This window comes from Wolinella succinogenes DSM 1740, from assembly GCF_000196135.1.
Classification (GTDB): Bacteria; Campylobacterota; Campylobacteria; order Campylobacterales; family Helicobacteraceae; genus Wolinella; species Wolinella succinogenes.
In genome coordinates, this window is sequence record NC_005090.1 from 1,116,046 (window position 1) to 1,132,526 (window position 16,481).

Sequence of the window (16,481 nt, forward strand, 5' to 3'; positions counted from 1 at the left end):
ATCTAGCTTTTGGATGAAACATTAGATAAAGGCACAAAAATGGCTAAAGCGCCGATGGGTTGGCTGGAGCAAGAAGCTCCAAAGTGGATAGAGCGGGGCTGGATGGACGAATCTAGCCTTAAAGCCCTCTTGGAGCACTATGGAAGCCAAGGGGGAGCCAAACGCTCCGTGATCATTCTCTCCTTGTTTGGATTCTTGCTTTTGGGGCTTGGACTCATCTTGATTCTCGCTCACAACTGGGAGATGATGGGTCGAAGTGAGCGCTTGCTGCTCTCGGCGGGACTTTTGCTTTTAGGGCAGGGAGCGGGAATCTATGCATGGAAAAAGGGGGGCGAGAATCGCGCGCTAAGAGAGGGGGCGGCGATCCTTTGGGTGCTTCTTGTCGGGGCTTCTCTTGCACTCATTGGGCAAACCTATCACCTTGGAGGAGAGTTTAGGGATCTGCTTTGGGCTTGGATGCTCCTTGGGCTTTTGATTCCTTTCTTGCTTAAAGCCGATGGTGCCGCTCTTTTTCTGCTGGCAGGAATCACCGCGCTGCTTCTTGAGGGGCATCAAGAGGGGTGGATGGAGGGGGTCTCTTGGTTGGCTCTAGCGCTCTTTGGAGGCTACTATGCATGGCGATACTCTATGGGGCGAGAGGGTCATGCGCTAGCGCTCCTTGGCTGGGGATTGGCGCTCTCTTTGTCGATTCTTTGGGCTCATCACCACTACTCCCATCATGCGGTGAGTGCGATAGAGATGGTTTGGCTCCACCTGCTCTTCTCTTGGATTCTTTGGGCGGTGGGACGAGAGCTTCATCAGGGGCTCCGGCTTTATCATCGACCCTTTGAGTTTATCGGGAAATTGGGGCTTTGGGTGGTGCTTTTAGGGGCTCTGCCTCTAGGGGGTTGGGAAGCGCTTAGCCAAGAGGTGATTCCGAGGTTTTTAGGGATGGAAAATCCATGGATTCTTCTTATGGGGGTTGCCTATCTCGTGTTTGTATCGTTTATCTGGTGGCGCCGCAAAGGAGTTGAAGGGGGATGGATATTTGAAGTGATGCCTCTACTTTGGGCGCTAGCGCTTGGGATTTTCCTCTCTTTTGGAGCCTTGAGGGCAATGCTCTTTTTTAACTTGGCGGTGGTGGTTGGAGCGGTCTTTATGATCCTCTACGCCTCCAAAAAGGAGCACACAAGCGGAATTAATGAGGGGATGGCTATCCTTTTGGTGGGAATCTTGATTCAGTTTCTTGACAGCCACCTAGGACTTGTGGGCAAGGGCTTGGCATTTATTCTAGTGGGGGGCGCCTTTTTGCTCTTTAATCTCAGGTTTCGCTTCAAAAATTCCAAGGAATCCAAATGAAAAAGAGTCTTTTGTGGGCGGGGCTCGCCGGTTTGGTGATGGTTTGTGCAGCGCAATGGCTCGTGCTATTTTCTCAGATTTGGCGCTATGAGAAGGTGGTGAGCGAGGGGAAGAGCTACTACTTTGAGGTTCGTCCTATTGATCCTTATGATCCTTGGATGGGGCGATATGTGGCGCTAGGCTTTGAGCAGAACAGAGCCAAGGAGGAGGGTGAGAAGATCACCGAATCTAAGGCCTATGCTCTTTTGGAAGAGGATGAGCAAGGGCTAGCGAGAGTCAAAGCTTTGAGGGCGCAAAAGCCAAGTGAAGCAGAGGCTTTCGTGGGGGTGAAGGTGGGAACTCTTGATAAAGAGGGCAATCGGCGCTTTTGGCTCCCCTTTGATCGCTTTTACATGGAAGAGGAAAAAGCCAAGGCGGCGGAGAGGTGGCTGGCAAGCTCCAAAGAGGGTGAGCCTATTGTGGCTGAAGTGAGAGTTTTGGAGGGCAAAGGGGTGATCCATGAGCTCTTTTTGGGGGAGAAGAGACTGGGAGATGTTCTTCCCTAGTCTCCAATGATGACGGTGAAACAGCCTATGGCGATAGTGCCTCCATGGGCGGTGGCATCACCTTGGCGTGCGGCAGGGTGTCCGCAAATCATCACCGTGGAGGAGCCTTGGATGATTCTATCAGTTGGCCCCACGCAGACGCAATCATCCCCCATTAAAGCCGCGGGGAGTGATCCGATGAGAACCGTAGGAGCCCCAGGGCCCAAGATGGGTCCTCCGAGATGGGGAATAGGGTTCATTCCTGTGGGGGTTACCATGGGACAGAGGTGCAGATCGGAGATTCTTGCGGCAGGCGGCATGAGGGCTCCTTAGTTGATCATGACCATCGCGCCTTTGATGGTCGTCTGACCAAAGGCGGAAAGCTCGGCGCTAGTCTTCCCTTTGAGGCTCAAAGAGGTCTCGGCGTGCTGCTTGATATGGGTTGCTTCGATTTTGATGTCGCCTTTGGCGCGGAGAGTCAAATCTCCTTGGCTCTCAAGTGAAATCCCCTTAGAATCAAAGGTGAGCTGGTTTTGGTGGGAGTCTTGGATGAGGAGCGAATCGCTACTCTCACGAATGATGATTCGGTGATTCATTGGCGTGGTGAGAGTGAGTGTCTGAGTCGAGGAATCGTATTCGATTTGCAAGGGGTTGGAATTCATGGCTTGACCTTGAATGGAGTTGTGCTACAAAAGGATTGTAGCACAACCTTCTCAGGCTAGCTTGCAATATATTTGGCGTGAGAGGTCGTCCAATCCTCTTGACGCAAAAGTTCTCGATACTCTAGTGCCTTTTGAGCGAGCTCCTCATCGCTGATTTTGAGGGCGCGATGGATGGCAAAGGTCGGAGTGAAGAGCATACGAGTGAAGATCGCCATGGTCTCAATAGGCTTTAAAATCTCGCTTAGCGAGGACTGAACATAGGCACCGCTTTGGTAGGCATATTCTGGAGAGCCAATAGTTAAGGCAATCTTAAACTCTTTGCCCTGGAGCTTATCGCCACTAGAACCATAGGCGAATCCATACTCCAGTACGCGATCTTGCCAATCCTTTAAAAGTCCTGGGGTGCTAAACCAATAGAGAGGGAATTGAAGGACGATGCGCTCATGCGCTAAAAGGAGGGCTTGCTCTTTGGCGACATCGATATTTTTGGCCTCTTTATAGGTGGCATAGAGATCATGAAGGGTTACATGGGACTCTCCATGGATTGCTTGGATGAGCGCCTTGTTGAGTCTTGATTCGGCAATGTTGGGGTGGCATAGAAGAATTAGGGTCTTTTTCATGGAAAACTCCTTGGGTTTGATTTCAATTTCGAGAAATTTATCTTAAGCATACTTATACTCTACTTAGTGAAATAAATGTAAGTAATAGTGATATTTTATCCCTATAGTAAGGCTGTGATATAATCGAATCAGAAAAGGAATCAAAAATGTACAAAATCGAAAATGAAGCGTTTGTCTGTCCTATGGAGGTGACGCTCCATATCTTGAATGATAAATGGAAGATGTTCATTGTTTATGCCCTCTTGGATGGGCCTAGGCGTTTTAAAGATATCTGCGAGAAATTCCCCAAAATCACCCAAAAGACGATTTCGCAGAAGCTCAAAGAGCTAGAAGCGGCTCACATGGTCAATCGAGTGGTCTATCCTCAAGTCCCGCCCAAAGTCGAATATTCGCTTAGCGAGACGGGAAAGAGAATCGAGCCGATGGTCAAGGCGATGTTTGATTTTGGTGTTTTTTATGCTGAAACTTATGGGTGTGTTGAGTGATAGGCGATGAATCGCTCGCTCATGTCCACTTCTCTCCCCACTTTTTAATCGCCTCAATAATCTCTATCATCTCTTCGCCCTTTGGGGTGAGCGCGTATTCGACACTCGGCGGGATGGTCGGGTAGAGGGTGCGCGTGAGAATCTCGTGCTCTTCTAGCTCTTTGAGTTTCACCGTGAGGGTCTTGGGGCTGATGTCGTGAAGACTCTTGCGAATCTCGCCAAACCTCATTTTGCCGCCCGCTAGATTTTTGATAATCAAAAATGACCACTTGCCTCCAATGATGTTGAGGGCTTTTTCGGTCACACACTCCGCTCCGCCTTCACACTTTGGGACTATTTTTTCCATCTTTTTCCTCCTTTAGTTTCTTTTAGGTAATTATATGGTGAAAATGTAACTACTTGCAATTATATAGTTATTGAATTAAAATTCCAAGGTCTTTATTAAAAATTGAGGAGAAAACCACTCATGAAAGTTGTAGCGATCAATGGAAGCCCCAAAAGCAATGGAAACACCGCCCAGATGATTGACATCATTACCGATGAACTGAATCAAGAGGGGATTGAGACTGAGGTGTTGCATGTGGGAAACAAGATGATTCGAGGCTGTTTTGGCTGTGGGGCTTGCTACAAGAATCAAGATGAGCGCTGTATCGCCAAAGAGGATGACTCTTTTGTGAATGAGTGCATTCAAAAGATGAAAGAGGCCGAGGGGCTCATTCTCGCGTCTCCGGTACACTGGGCGGGAATCGCGGGCGCAATGAAATCTTTTTTGGATCGTGTTTTTTATGTTTCAAGCGCCAATGGCAACCTCTTTCGCCATAAAGTGGGAGCGAGTGTTGTCGCCGTGAGGCGTTCTGGAGGGGTGACGACCTTTGATCAGCTCAACCACTACCTAACCTATGCAGAGATGTTTATGCCCACGACCAACTATTGGAATGTCGGTCATGGGAGGATTCCTGGAGAGGTGCATGAAGATGCCGAAGGGGTGCAAATCGCTAGAGTGCTTGGCAAAAATATGGCTCTTACGCTAAAGATGGTCCAAAATGCCAAAGAGCATCACCTCGTCTTTCCCGAAAAAGAGGCAAAAATCATGACCAACTTTGTCCGCTAGGGCTTCACTCCTCCAACTGGTTTGCCACGCTCCCTGAGTAGAGAATCGTATTGGCATCAAGATTCTCATCGCACAACATCTCAGGCACATTGGGGCTTTGGGTGAGCTTCTGGCGCTCTAGCTCTAGCTCCTCTTCAGAATAGGAGTAGATCATCTCCGCTGAGAGCACTCCTTGGGTCGCTTCGATGGCTTTGAGGATTTTCACCTCCTCATTAAGGCTCTCCGCTTCGAGAGTAAGGATGATTCTCCCTAGCTCATCATGCAGATGATACTCGCAAGAGGGAATCTCTTGGAGGCGTTTGATAGACGCCTCTAGATCCTCGGGCTTGACCTTGGCAACAACACTAGAAATATTCATGGTAACCTCCATCGTAAGATTCTTCTCTCATCCGCTCCGCTCACAAGCTCCTTCTCATCAATAAAAAGAAGGGTGTTGAGTGTGGCTTGATGTCCTTTAAGTGTGGCAATAGGGGCTTTGGTGCGAATTTCAAAGAGGGCGATATCGCTCTCTTCGTTTTTCATATAGGCGCCTCTCTCGCCTTTGGGGCTAATTCCCACCGCATAGATGAGAAACCCCCCTTCAAGTGATTCGGCTGAGCCTCTAGAGAGCGAGAAAATCCCCACGCGCCGATCTTGTCCCGCGCTTAGAATCGTCTCTTTGGCCATGGCGAGCTGATAGACATTATCCTTGTGGATTCCTTTGAGCTTTTTGAGGATGGAGCCATTTTGGCTATCCACAATATCGATCTCCCCGCTCTCATTGGTCGCCGCCAACCTCCCTCTTGTCTCGCTTAGCGCGAGGTCAGAGAAGGTGGAGAGGGAGAGTTGGGTGCGGTAGAGGAATCGGCGGCCAGAGAGCTCAAAGAGGGCGATTTCATTGCTGGTGAGCGCAAGGAGAAGGGTGTTGGGCGTGATGAATCGAGCCTCTTTGATGCTGAGCTGATCTTTTGTAGAGAAGAGCTTCTCTAATTTCTCGTTTTGATACAAAAAGAGCGCGCGTCCGCCATCGCTATCCTCGCTCAAAATAAGCAGCGTCTGCCCATCGAGTGTATCGATTCCAAAGATTTTAGGGGGATAAGAATCCTCAAAAAAGCTTTTGATAGGAGGGAGCTTGAGGCTTTGGAGGTGGCGATTCTCTTTGAGGTCAAAAAAATCGACCACCCCGCTATCAGTGGCGGCAAAGAGCCGCTCTCCATGACGCTCTAGTGAGACGACATTGCCCGTGGCGATAAGCTCGCTAGCGGGTCTAAGGAGTGGCTCAGCCCCCAAGAGAGTGACTCCTAGGATGAGATAGAGGGAAAAAATTGTTTTCATGATTCCTCCTTAAGGGGTAGAGGGGTGAGGGAGATGGCTTGCGTGGGGCAGACTCCGACACATCGCCCGCATGCCGTGCAAGAGGGGGTGATTTCGGGTCGAAAGAGCCCAAGAAAAATAATCGCCCCTTCATCACAAACCTCCTTGCAGGAAGCGCAGAGGGTCTTTTGCCATGCAAGGCACGCCATTACATCAATAGAGACTTCGACATTGAGTTTATTGGGGAGGCTTGCATCAAGCACGCCCTTAGGGCAGGCAAGCGCACATGCTTGGCAAAAGGTGCATCCCCTCTCTTTGAAAGAGAGCCGGGGAATGCCTTTGTCTATTGTGATGATCTCCTCTTCGCAAGCCTTGGCGCAGGGCGCCTCACAGGAGGGGCAAAGCTTGGGAAGAAGAGAAGAATCGACAATATAGGGGAGGAGAAGAGGAGCATTAGAGCCCCCCTCTTCCCTTTTGGATCTCAAAAGAGAGGTGAAAAACCCTCTTCGATCCATCACTTCACCCCTTCATTGAGCGTGTCGATGAGATTGGAGCGATTCTTGGCATCCTCTCCTCGGAATTCAGGACGGAATCGATTATCCACCAAGGGGGTGACATTGGCTTGGGGGGTGTGGCACTGAGAGCAGTTGTATCGTGCCTCATCCATGGCTCCCTTCAAGTCTTCTCCTGTTCTCATGTTGAAAAAGTGAGACTTTGGCATCGGTGTCGCCGCCGCCGCCTCGGCTACTTCAGGGAGATGGCAGGAGGTGCACATATTTATCTCTCTGCTCATATCCATCATTCCCTCAACATCATGAGGAATCATCGGGGGTGCATTCTCAAAAGAACGCTCATAGACCTTAGAGGCTCCTGCGGGCTCTTTGCTGTATTCAAACTCTTTGACTAGAGTTTTGTTCTCGTTGTAAATCGTTGCCTTTCTTAGCCCTAGCTCCTCTTCGCTATAGAGTTTGGCGCTTTGGGTTGTGCCGGTGTTGGAGGTGCAGCCGCTTAAGAAGGCTAAAGCCAATCCCGTGGATGCAACCAGAGTGAGAAAGTTAAGCTTTGATGTTTTCATGCTTTTCATCCTTTTTAAATTCGATCAAACTTCTGATGCTAAAACCTAGCGAATTCCCTTCGCAGACCTCAATGCAGCGTCCGCAGTTGAGGCATTCACCGCTTAGGACATAGCCGCTTTGCTTGCCGATGAGATCCAGCACCTGTTTTTCAGGGCAGACCTCTTTGCATTTCATGCAGAGGGTGCACGACTCTTTTTGGTATCTCACTTTTAGAAGCGAATAGCGCCCAATGAGCGAATAGAATGCTCCTAAAGGGCAGAGATGTCCGCAAAAGCCATTCTTCACCGCCAAGAGATCAAAGAGGAAAACGATCAGAATCGCCGCTCCCCCCATACCCATCCCAAAGATGATTCCCCGATGGAGAATCCCAATAGGGCTGATAAACTCAAAGGCGGGAAGCCCCAAAACAAGAGAGAGTAAAAGCGCCATGCCCAACACCCAATAGCGCGCGTGACGCCTAAGAAGGAGTCGTCTTTGGAGGGTATCAATCCCTAGAAGGCGCCTTAGATAGTTGGCGCTATCGGTGATGAGATTCATCGGGCAGACATAGGCGCAAAACGCCCTTCCTGCAAACAAAGCATAAAAAGCCGCGATGATGAACGCCCCCAAAAGAGCATTGGCACCAAGCGCGCCTCCGGCTAGAAAAAGCTGAAGAATCGCCAAAGGATCGCTTAGAGGAATCACCCCCAGCACCTCCGAGGCGCTGAGATTCCCGCTAAGGAGCTTCCAGCCCGCGTAATTGGCCATAAAATAGAGGAAAAGAAGCCCTAATTGAATCGTGCGCCGAAGGAGTAAGAATCGATAGTGTTTTAAAAATTTCATCTTACAACTCCCCGCTATTGAGGTAATCTTTCACCTCTTTTTCGCTTCGCTTGGTTTGGGTCTTCTCTATTCCTCCTACGCCCTCAAGGCGTCCCTCATCTTTTTCATCCCATCCTTTGATATAGTTGCTGCCCACTCTGCCAAGCGCCACCTCTCTAGGCAGAACAAAAATCGCCGCCTTTTCTGTGACGCAGGCACGCTCGCAAAGTCCGCAACCCGTGCAAGCATCACTATTAACTACAGGGAGCAAAAAGGAGTGTTTGCCCGTTCGATCATTGCGCTTGTATTCAAGCGTGATCGCCTCATCCAGTAATGGACAGGCACGATAGCAAGCATCACACTGAATTCCCCAAAAGGCAATACAGTGATTCTGATCGACCACCGCCACTCCCATCTGAGCCTTTTTGATCTCTAGGCGCTTTTTGCCCTCTATAAGAGTGCTCACAAGGTCGCTCTCTAGCGCCCCGCTTGGACAGGCGGGCACGCAAGGAATATCCTCGCACATATAGCAAGGGGTGCTCCTTGGCACAAAGTAGGGCGTGCCAAGAGGCAGGCCGCTCCCTGCGCTTGCAAGTTTGAGTGTCTCAAAAGGACAGGCATTCACGCAAAGGCCGCATCGAATGCAGCTCCTAAGAAACTCCTTCTCAGGTTTGGCGCCCGGAGGTCTTAAGAGAAGCGAAGCCTTGGCGTTTTCGCTCACAAAGGCGCTCCAAGCAAGAGAGCTTGCGAGCGCGACGCCAATTCCCTGCAGGCTTCCTAGGATAACCCTCCTCCGTTCGTCTGATTGAAGCTCTTTCATCATCCGCTCCTAAAGCCCTTAGGCTTTATAGACCTTCACGGCGCATTTTTTGAAGTCGGTCTGCTTAGAGATGGGGCAGGTCGCATCAAGGCAGACTTTGTTGATATAGACTTTCTCGTCAAACCAAGGCACATAGACAAGCCCAAGAGGGGTTCGGTTTCGTCCTCTTGTGTCCACTCTAGCCTTCACCTTGCCCCTTCGACTCTCCACCCAGACGGCTTCATTTTGTTTGACGCCAAGCTTTTTGGCATCTTCAGGGTGCATATAGCAGAGCGCTTCAGGGACTGCTCGATAGAGCTCAGGCACCCTCATGGTCATTGTGCCGCTGTGCCAATGTTCCAAGACGCGTCCAGTGCATAGCCATAGGGGATATTCGCTACTAGGCATCTCAGGTGGATCCATGTAGGGTCGGAAGAAAATTTTGGCTTTGTTGGTGAGCTTGAACTTCTCCTCTGTTTTAGGGGAGAGCAGATCGCCTCTAGGAAGCTCTTTCATCGCATCGCCATAGAAAGCAAACTCGCCGCTTCCCGCTTTTCTAGCGTAGGGGTCATATTTGGCATTGAATCGCCATTGTGTCTCTTTGCCATCCACGACAGGCCATTTGAGTCCTCGCACTTTATGATAGGTGTCAAAGTCGGCCAAGTCGTGTCCATGGCCATTTCCAAAGCGGCGATACTCTTCCCAGAGGTATTTATGGATAAAGAATCCATACCCCTTAAAGACCTCCCCATCGCTTCCTGCAACATTTCTCCGATCACCAAAGACTTCAGTGTTTTCAAAGCCCTCTCCAATGGGGTCTTTGGCCTTGAAGCTCTTGGCTTCACTGTTGGCAAAGAGCACCTCAAAAAGTGTATCTTCAGGGCTATATCCCATCGCCTTGGCTTTCTCTAGCACATCAGGCAGGGTGAGCTTATCATCGATCTTTTTGGCTCCCCAAACCTCTTTGAGCTTGAATCGCTTGGAGAATTCCGCCATCTGCCATACATCAGGCATCGCATTTCCTACGGGGACGACTTGCTGTCTCCAGTGTTGCGTCCTTCGTTCAGCGTTTCCATAGGCTCCCCACTTCTCATAAATCATCGCTGTGGGCAGGATGAGGTCGGCGACTTTGGCACTGATTCCCGGATAGGCATCCGAGCAGACGATGAAGTTATCCATCTCTCTAGCGGCTTTGATCCAGTGGTTGGCATTGGCGGTGTTCTGCCAAGGGTTATTGACCTGAATCCAAGCAAATTTGATCTTCCCATCCTCAAGGTCTCGCATGATGTTCATGTAGTGCGCGCCCATTTTGGGATTGAGCGTTCCCTCGGGAAGTTTCCAGATTTTTTCACTCACCGCACGGTGTTTGGGGTTGGCCACGACCATATCTGCAGGGAGTCGATGAGAGAAAGTCCCCACCTCTCTAGCGGTTCCGCAGGCACTGGGTTGACCTGTGAGCGAGAAGGCTCCACTTCCGGGTTTGGCTTGTTTGCCAAGGAGGAAGTGGACCATGTAGCTCTGCTCATTCACCCATGTTCCTCTGGTGTGCTGATTCATTCCCATCGTCCAAAAGCTGACCACTTTGCGCTCTTTTTCGATGTAGAGATTGGCGAGTTTTTGGAGCTTCTCTTTGAATGATTCAAGCGATTCTTCGCTGTTTCCTTTGGCGAGCTTAGCGACAAAATCAAGCGTGTAGGGCTCAAGCGCTTTTTTGAAGTCCTCAAAAGTGATCTCCCAGTGATTTCCTGCGGTGGCATTGTGCTTCATCTCCATCACATCGCCCGCTTTCATTCCTAGGTAGCGCAGGGTCACGCCCTCGGCCTCGCTAAGGACTTTGGATCTCTCTTTGGCGGCAATATCAAGCTCTTTGGGGTCATATTTGGCGTGCTTGATATCCGTTCTCATGCCATAGCCGATATCGGTGAATCCTGTGGTGAAGATGCAGTGATTCTTCACAAACTCCATATCAATGCTTTCAGGGTGGTTATAAACGATCTCTCTGGCAATATAGTTCCAAATGGCTAGATCGGTTTGGGGGGTGAAGATGATCTCAATATCGGCAAGGTCAGAGGTTCGGTTGGTGTAGGTGGAGAGATTGATCACTTTGACTTTGTCGGGATTGGAGAGCTTTTTATCGGTGACGCGTGCCCAAAGAATCGGGTGCATCTCGGCCATGTTGGCGCCCCATGTGATGATGGTGTCGGTGAGCTCAATATCATCATAGCAACCCGCAGGCTCATCGATTCCAAAGGTCTCCATGAAAGCCGCCACGGCGCTGGCCATACAGTGTCTTGCATTGGGGTCTAGGTTGTTGCTTCTAAAGCCTCCTTTGATGAGTTTGGCCGCCATGTATCCCTCTTGGATGGTGTATTGGCCTGAGCCAAAAACGCCAATTCCGGTGGGACCAAGCTCATTGTAGGCTCTCTTGAACTGGGCCTCCATCACATCAAACGCCTTTTTCCAGCTCACGGGCTTGAACTTGCCCTGCTTGTCAAACTCACCCTTTTCATTCACGCGAAGAAGGGGATCGGTGAGACGATCGGCGCCATACATGATTTTGGCATTGAAGTAGCCCTTGATGCAGTTGAGCCCTCGATTCACGGGGGCAGCAGGATCGCCTTTGACCGCGACAATTTGGTCATTTTTGGTGGCGACCATGATTCCACAGCCTGTCCCGCAGAATCGACAGACCGATTTATCCCATCTCCAACCCTTCTCGCCCTCTTGTGCCTGAGCGAGGAGTTGGCTAGGAACACTCATTCCTACAGCGCTAGCTGCCGAAGCCGCCGCCGCACTTTTAAGAAATTCACGCCTTGAAAAAGCCATCAAAGCCTCCTTGTGTGATTTTGCATGGGTCAGCATTTTGAGAATGCTTGGACCCATTCTATTCCTCGCCCCAAATCTTTTCCTTGACCTTCGTCAAACTTGACTTTGGTCAAATTCGCTCTATAATGCGCACCACAGAGACGACCTTTTTGGATGAAAAGGTCTATTTTTACGAATGGATAGGTGATGGAACTAGAAGTGGGAATCTTGGTGATCTTGGGGTTGTGTGCCTTTGTGGCGGGGTTTGTCGATTCGATTGCGGGGGGAGGGGGTTTGATCACGATTCCAGCGCTTTTGGCGGTGGGTATTCCGCCAGCGCAAGCCCTAGGGACAAACAAGCTTCAAGCCACTTTTGGGAGCTTTTCAGCCACGCTCTATTTTTGGAGGCGCGGTTATATCGAGCTTGCCGAGATGAAGGGGGCTATTTTGGCGGTTTTTATCGCCAGCAGCGTGGGAACGATTTTCGTGCAGTTTATCGATGCGGCGATTCTTTCGCGTGTGATTCCCTTTTTGCTTATAGGATTTGCTCTCTACTTTCTCTTCTCTCCTAAAGTGAGCAATGAAGGCTCAAAGCGCTATTTGGGAGCACTTGGAATGGCTCTAGCCGCGGGAGTGGTTGGCTTTTATGATGGATTTTTTGGACCGGGGACGGGCTCTTTTTTTGCGGTGGTGTTTGTGGCGCTTGGGGGTTATGGAATCACGCACGCCACGGCTAATGCAAAGCTTTTGAACTTCACCTCTAATGTGGCTTCTCTGCTCTTTTTTGCCCTTGGGGGTAAGGTGCTTTGGATTATTGGCTTGGTGATGGCCATAGGGCAATACCTAGGCGCCCGATTGGGCTCCAGGGCGGCGGTGAAGCATGGAGCTAGAATCATCAAGCCTCTCATCGTCACCGCCTCTTTGGTGATTTCAGCGCGATTGCTTTGGCAGCAATACGGAGGCTAAAGAGGCTTTGAAGCGGGGGGGTTAGGGTAGTGCTTGGCGATATTATCCAAGGACTGCCTGAGGCGCTCTAGGAGTTTTGAGGTGGCGATGAGCTCCTCGCTTGACTGAATGGCGATATCTTCGGAGAGGTCGATCTCTTCGCTGATTTTTCGCTTCTCCTCATCGCTTAGCTCTAGTTTGTCAAGATTGGTCGCCACCTCTTCGGTGATGAGCGCGATCTCTTGGGTAATGCGCTCGCTCAGCTCTTTGGCGCGATTGGAGCTTTGGCGTGCCTCGTCGATTCTTCCAAAGAAGGTGGAGAGATTCTTGGAGACCTCGCTTAGCTCGCTATCACCAGACATTTCAATAAGCTCTTTGGCTTTGTCCTTGGAAAACTCTGAAGAGTCGATTCTCATGGAGGCGAGCTCTTTGGATTTGCGAATGAACTCATCGAATTGATTCTTGATTCCTTTGAGCACAGCAAGAGAGTAGAGTGCAATGAGGAAGAGGATGAGGGCTGAGGCGTATTGGAATGTCTCTAAATAGGTGCGGCGACTCGTTGATTCGACCGTGTAGAGCGCGACCATCTTGTCGATCTCCTCTAGGAGCTTAGGGTTTTCTGTCGCGATGTAGTTGAGGGAGGCGACCACTTTGCCCTGATTGGAGAGCACGCTATAGATGTGCTTGGAGTAGGTCTCCCAAAAGGCATAGGTCTTTTTGATCTCTTCGGAGAGTTCAGGGTATTTTTTGTATTTTGGATGGGTGTAGAATCGAAGAATCGTCTCATTATAGAGCTTGAACGAGGCGTAAAAGTCCTCATAAGATTGGGCGTCCCATTTGTTGGTGTAGCGCATGAGATGGTAGGCCATGCGTTGCGTGAGCATCCTCTGACGCCCCGAATCATCAACATCTTCACCGCTTAGCCCGCTATACACCATCGCCTTGACGATTCGATCCGAGAGAGTGAGCATCTGATTGTTGTTCGCATCAAGGAATCGCTTGTCGTCATCTAGTGCCCGGATGGAAGATTTGAAAAATTCAACCTGCTTTTTGAATTCAAGCCACTTCACATTGATCACTTCGAGCTGATTTTCGATTTTTTTGTTGTTGGGGGGAGCGACTCCGAGTTTTTGATTCCCGTGGCGCAGAATATCGAGCTTGGTTTGAAACTCCTCAATAGAAGCGTCTAGCTCTCTAAACTCGAATTTGTCTTGAGAGTTGATGATGAAGATCTCTTTGGAGATTTTTTGGCTGAGCATCCGCTCTTTGCCCGCGATATTGATGATGTAGCCATCGCTAATTCCCTTTTGGTTGATAAGCACGGTGGAGAGAATGACCGTGCCCACGCAGAGGGAGACGATGGAGCCTACGATGATGAGCTGTTTGACGATTCTTTTCATGCGAATTTCCTAAAATTTCATTGATAAATTTCACTCAGGCGGGAGTGGTTGAGCACCACAATATTTCCCTCAATATCCGTAGCGATCACCCCATCACGATGGAGTTTTTTGAGAATCCTAGAGAGGGTTTCGGGCTGAATGTTGAGCATATAGGCGATATCTTGCTTTTTGAGGGTATTAAACTCCTCCAGCTCTCTATCTAGCATATGGGCGACTTTAGCGGTGCCATCAAAGACGATCTCGCGATTGATAACGCACTGGAGCTCCTTGGTCTTGTGGGTGAACTCTTTAAAAAGCGCCATTAGAATTGCGGGCGAGGAGAAGAAGAGCTCTTTGAGCCCATTTAAATCAAGGCTCAAAATCGAGCAATCTTGCAGGCATTCAGCATTAGCAAAGCACTGAATCGCGCCAAAACAGGAGAATTCGGTGATGAGAGCACTCTTTTTGATAGAGTAGAGAAAAATCTCATTGTCGAATCGATCCACTTTGTAGATTTTGACGATTCCTTTGAGGAGAAAATAGACGCACTCAATCTCATCGTTTTCGTAATGGAGGATTTCACCTTTGGCGTAATGGCGAATTTTCGCTAGTGGAAGAAGCCGCTCTAGCTCCTCTTCTTGGAGGCTTGAGAAGACCTCTAGCATTCGCAAACATTGGGTGGTCATGTGAAGAGGCACCTTTCCTTGAGCAGTCATAAGCTCCTATTCTATCAAAAAAGTTCCATCCGCTCATCTAATTTTTTCCCATCAAGTTACTTTTATTGGAGTTAGATAAGATTTGAAGGTTACTCATTTCGCGGATTTTATTAATCATTACCGATTCAAACAGGCAGATCAAAGTGAACTTTTTAAAACCTCTTTTTCTTACTTTTCTTTTGACTTTTCCACTCTTTGCCCAAGAGAGCGTCGAGATACTCTATCAGCGCTGTGTCCCTTGCCATGGCGAAAATGGCCGCAAAGTGGCGCTTGGCAAAAGCAGTATCATTGGGGGGCAGTCTCATGATCTCCTCATCCAAAAGCTCACCGCCTACCAAGAGGGCACGCTCAGCATTAAAGGGATGGGGCGACTCATGCAGGCACAACTGCGCGACTACACCTATAGAGACCTAGAGAATCTCTCCCGCTACATCGAAAGCCTCCACTAAAAAAGAGTCTCTCGCTTCTTCTTTGGCTGTCATTGATTCCTATCAATGCGCCCTCACCCCCCAAGCCTGTACAATCTCCCAAAGTTTGAAAACCAAAGGAGATTGAATGTCTAATATCGATTTAGCGATGTTCTGTAACCAGTGCGAGATGAGCGCCCCTATGGGCTGTGGAGCCAAAGGCCAAGAGAAGGGCACCTGTGGCAAAGATTCCACTTTGGCGAGACTCCAAGATACCATGATCTATGGCCTCAAAGGGCTTAGCGCCTATCGAGAGCACGCCAATGAGCTTGGCGCTGACACCAAGAGCGTGGATGATGTGATGAGCGAGACGCTCTATTTCACCCTCACGAATGTGAACTTCAACTTCAATGAGCATATCGCTCAGCTCATGAAAGTGGGCAGTGCAGGCGTGCAGGTGATGGAGCTGCTCTCCGATGCTCATGCGAAGAAGTTTGGCGTGCCCACGCCTGTGAGCGTCTCACAAAATAGAGCCGAGGGCAAGGCGATCTTGGTGAGCGGACACAATATGGAGATGCTTCATAAGCTCCTAGAAGCGACCAAAGATAGAGGCGTGAATATCTACACTCACTCCGAGATGCTCCCTGCGCACGGCTATCCTGAGCTCCGCAAATACTCTCACCTCAAAGGAAATATTGGCAAGGCGTGGTTTGACCAAGGCAAGCTCTTTGAAGAGTGGAGCGGAGCGATCGTGGTGAACACCAACTGCATCGTACCTCCAAGAAGCAATTGCGGCTACTTGGATCGCCTCTACACCTACAAAATCGTGGGAGTTGAAGGGGCTAAAAAGATCGAAAATGATGACTTTGAGCCGCTCATCGCTCAAGCACTCTCTCTGCCTAGCGTGGATAGATTTAACGCAGAGACGACTCTAGTCACAGGTCACAACTATCGCACCATCTTAACGCTCGCTCCACAGATTCTAGAGGCGATTAGCGCGGGTAAAATCAGACGATTCTTTGTGATTGCGGGGTGTGATGCTCCGGGTAAGGGCAGGGAGTACTATCGTGAGCTCGCCCAGAGACTCCCCAAAGATTGCGTGATTCTCACGAGCAGCTGTGGAAAATTCCGATTCAATGACATTGATTTTGGCACGATTGAGGGGACGCAAATCCCCCGATACCTCGATCTAGGGCAGTGCAACGATAGTAATGGAGCTGTTAAAATCGCACTTGCGCTCTCTAGCGCGCTTGGCGTGCCGCTCAATGATCTCCCTGTCTCTATTGTGCTCATGTGGATGGAGCAAAAGGCGATCATCATCCTTTTGGCGCTCTTTAGCCTTGGTGTTCAAAATATCCACATCGGACCTAGCGCGCCTGAGTTTGTCAATGAGCCGATTTTAAACTTCCTCGTAGAGAATTTCAACCTCTCCCTCATCTCCAATGTCGAAGATGATTTGAAGAAATTTTTGGGCTAAAGAGTGTCGCTCTTTGGGGGATTCTCCCCTCGGAGCGATAATA

General features: G+C 49.7%; 20 protein-coding genes. 7 read left to right on the forward strand and 13 right to left on the reverse strand.

Annotation, left to right across the window (positions count from 1 at the left end):
- Positions 1-39: 39 nt before the first annotated feature.
- Both WS_RS05565 and WS_RS05570 read left to right on the forward strand, forming a co-directional pair.
- Positions 40-1,338, forward strand: a complete 1,299-nt coding sequence (locus WS_RS05565; protein WP_041571802.1) for a DUF2157 domain-containing protein — start codon at positions 40-42, stop codon at positions 1,336-1,338.
- Positions 1,335-1,883 (forward strand): GDYXXLXY domain-containing protein, encoded by a 549-nt coding sequence (locus WS_RS05570; RefSeq protein WP_011139037.1) that lies wholly within the window; start codon positions 1,335-1,337, stop codon positions 1,881-1,883. The genes WS_RS05565 and WS_RS05570 overlap by 4 nt, the downstream gene beginning before the upstream one ends.
- On the opposite strand, the gene WS_RS05575 is transcribed toward WS_RS05570, so the two are convergent.
- The 3 genes from WS_RS05575 to WS_RS05585 are packed head-to-tail and all read right to left on the reverse strand — an operon-like array spanning position 1,880 to position 3,144.
- A complete protein-coding gene (locus WS_RS05575) occupies positions 1,880-2,182 on the reverse strand; it encodes a PAAR domain-containing protein (protein WP_011139038.1) in 303 nt (100 codons plus the stop codon). The genes WS_RS05570 and WS_RS05575 overlap by 4 nt on opposite strands.
- A gap of 9 nt (positions 2,183-2,191) precedes the next feature.
- Positions 2,192-2,524, reverse strand: a complete 333-nt coding sequence (locus WS_RS05580; RefSeq protein WP_041571803.1) for a hypothetical protein — start codon at positions 2,522-2,524, stop codon at positions 2,192-2,194.
- A 56-nt stretch (positions 2,525-2,580) separates the two neighbouring features.
- The gene (locus WS_RS05585; RefSeq protein ID WP_011139041.1) at positions 2,581-3,144 is read right to left on the reverse strand and encodes an NAD(P)H-dependent oxidoreductase; all 564 of its coding nucleotides are present in this window, start codon (positions 3,142-3,144) and stop codon (positions 2,581-2,583) included.
- A gap of 146 nt (positions 3,145-3,290) precedes the next feature.
- Between WS_RS05585 and WS_RS05590 the strand changes: the two genes are divergently transcribed.
- On the forward strand, positions 3,291-3,629 hold the full coding sequence (locus WS_RS05590) for a winged helix-turn-helix transcriptional regulator (protein WP_011139042.1): 339 nt from the start codon (positions 3,291-3,293) through the stop codon (positions 3,627-3,629).
- A 19-nt stretch (positions 3,630-3,648) separates the two neighbouring features.
- On the opposite strand, the gene WS_RS05595 is transcribed toward WS_RS05590, so the two are convergent.
- On the reverse strand, positions 3,649-3,975 hold the full coding sequence (locus WS_RS05595; protein WP_011139043.1) for a winged helix-turn-helix transcriptional regulator: 327 nt from the start codon (positions 3,973-3,975) through the stop codon (positions 3,649-3,651).
- A 120-nt stretch (positions 3,976-4,095) separates the two neighbouring features.
- Between WS_RS05595 and WS_RS05600 the strand changes: the two genes are divergently transcribed.
- Positions 4,096-4,740: a flavodoxin family protein gene (locus WS_RS05600; protein ID WP_011139044.1), complete on the forward strand. Its 645-nt coding sequence runs from the start codon at positions 4,096-4,098 to the stop codon at positions 4,738-4,740.
- Between the two features lie 4 nt (positions 4,741-4,744).
- Here WS_RS05600 and WS_RS05605 read toward each other — a convergent pair whose 3' ends face one another.
- From WS_RS05605 to napA, 7 genes are read right to left on the reverse strand one after another with little or no spacing between them, the layout of a single operon-like run.
- On the reverse strand, positions 4,745-5,098 hold the full coding sequence (locus WS_RS05605) for a chaperone NapD (RefSeq protein WP_011139045.1): 354 nt from the start codon (positions 5,096-5,098) through the stop codon (positions 4,745-4,747).
- Positions 5,095-6,054 (reverse strand): WD40 repeat domain-containing protein, encoded by a 960-nt coding sequence (locus WS_RS05610; protein WP_011139046.1) that lies wholly within the window; start codon positions 6,052-6,054, stop codon positions 5,095-5,097. Before WS_RS05610 ends, WS_RS05605 begins: the two co-directional genes overlap by 4 nt.
- Positions 6,051-6,548 carry a 4Fe-4S dicluster domain-containing protein gene (locus WS_RS05615; RefSeq protein WP_011139047.1) on the reverse strand — a complete coding sequence of 166 codons (498 nt, stop codon included), beginning with the start codon at positions 6,546-6,548 and terminating at the stop codon, positions 6,051-6,053. The genes WS_RS05610 and WS_RS05615 overlap by 4 nt, the downstream gene beginning before the upstream one ends.
- Positions 6,548-7,108, reverse strand: a complete 561-nt coding sequence (locus tag WS_RS05620; RefSeq protein WP_041571806.1) for a nitrate reductase cytochrome c-type subunit — start codon at positions 7,106-7,108, stop codon at positions 6,548-6,550. The genes WS_RS05615 and WS_RS05620 overlap by 1 nt, the downstream gene beginning before the upstream one ends.
- Positions 7,089-7,931: a quinol dehydrogenase ferredoxin subunit NapH gene (gene napH, locus WS_RS05625; protein WP_011139049.1), complete on the reverse strand. Its 843-nt coding sequence runs from the start codon at positions 7,929-7,931 to the stop codon at positions 7,089-7,091. Before napH ends, WS_RS05620 begins: the two co-directional genes overlap by 20 nt.
- A gap of 1 nt (position 7,932) precedes the next feature.
- A complete protein-coding gene (gene napG, locus WS_RS05630) occupies positions 7,933-8,733 on the reverse strand; it encodes a ferredoxin-type protein NapG (RefSeq protein WP_011139050.1) in 801 nt (266 codons plus the stop codon).
- A gap of 15 nt (positions 8,734-8,748) precedes the next feature.
- Positions 8,749-11,535 (reverse strand): nitrate reductase catalytic subunit NapA, encoded by a 2,787-nt coding sequence (gene napA / locus WS_RS05635; protein ID WP_041572131.1) that lies wholly within the window; start codon positions 11,533-11,535, stop codon positions 8,749-8,751.
- A 186-nt stretch (positions 11,536-11,721) separates the two neighbouring features.
- Here napA and WS_RS05640 point away from each other — a divergent pair, with 186 nt between their 5' ends.
- Positions 11,722-12,480, forward strand: a complete 759-nt coding sequence (locus WS_RS05640; protein ID WP_011139052.1) for a TSUP family transporter — start codon at positions 11,722-11,724, stop codon at positions 12,478-12,480.
- Here WS_RS05640 and WS_RS05645 read toward each other — a convergent pair.
- Positions 12,477-13,859, reverse strand: coding sequence for a type IV pili methyl-accepting chemotaxis transducer N-terminal domain-containing protein (locus tag WS_RS05645; protein WP_011139053.1), 1,383 nt, complete (start codon positions 13,857-13,859; stop codon positions 12,477-12,479). The two genes, WS_RS05640 and WS_RS05645, sit on opposite strands and share 4 nt — an antisense overlap.
- A 17-nt stretch (positions 13,860-13,876) precedes the next feature.
- The gene (locus tag WS_RS05650; RefSeq protein WP_041572133.1) at positions 13,877-14,524 is read right to left on the reverse strand and encodes a Crp/Fnr family transcriptional regulator; all 648 of its coding nucleotides are present in this window, start codon (positions 14,522-14,524) and stop codon (positions 13,877-13,879) included.
- A 173-nt stretch (positions 14,525-14,697) separates the two neighbouring features.
- Here WS_RS05650 and WS_RS05655 point away from each other — a divergent pair, with 173 nt between their 5' ends.
- Together WS_RS05655 and hcp are read left to right on the forward strand one after the other, a co-directional pair.
- Positions 14,698-15,003, forward strand: coding sequence for a c-type cytochrome (locus tag WS_RS05655; protein WP_011139055.1), 306 nt, complete (start codon positions 14,698-14,700; stop codon positions 15,001-15,003).
- 106 nt (positions 15,004-15,109) lie between these two features.
- Positions 15,110-16,438, forward strand: coding sequence for a hydroxylamine reductase (gene hcp, locus WS_RS05660; protein ID WP_041571807.1), 1,329 nt, complete (start codon positions 15,110-15,112; stop codon positions 16,436-16,438).
- The last annotated feature ends 43 nt before the right edge of the window (positions 16,439-16,481 follow it).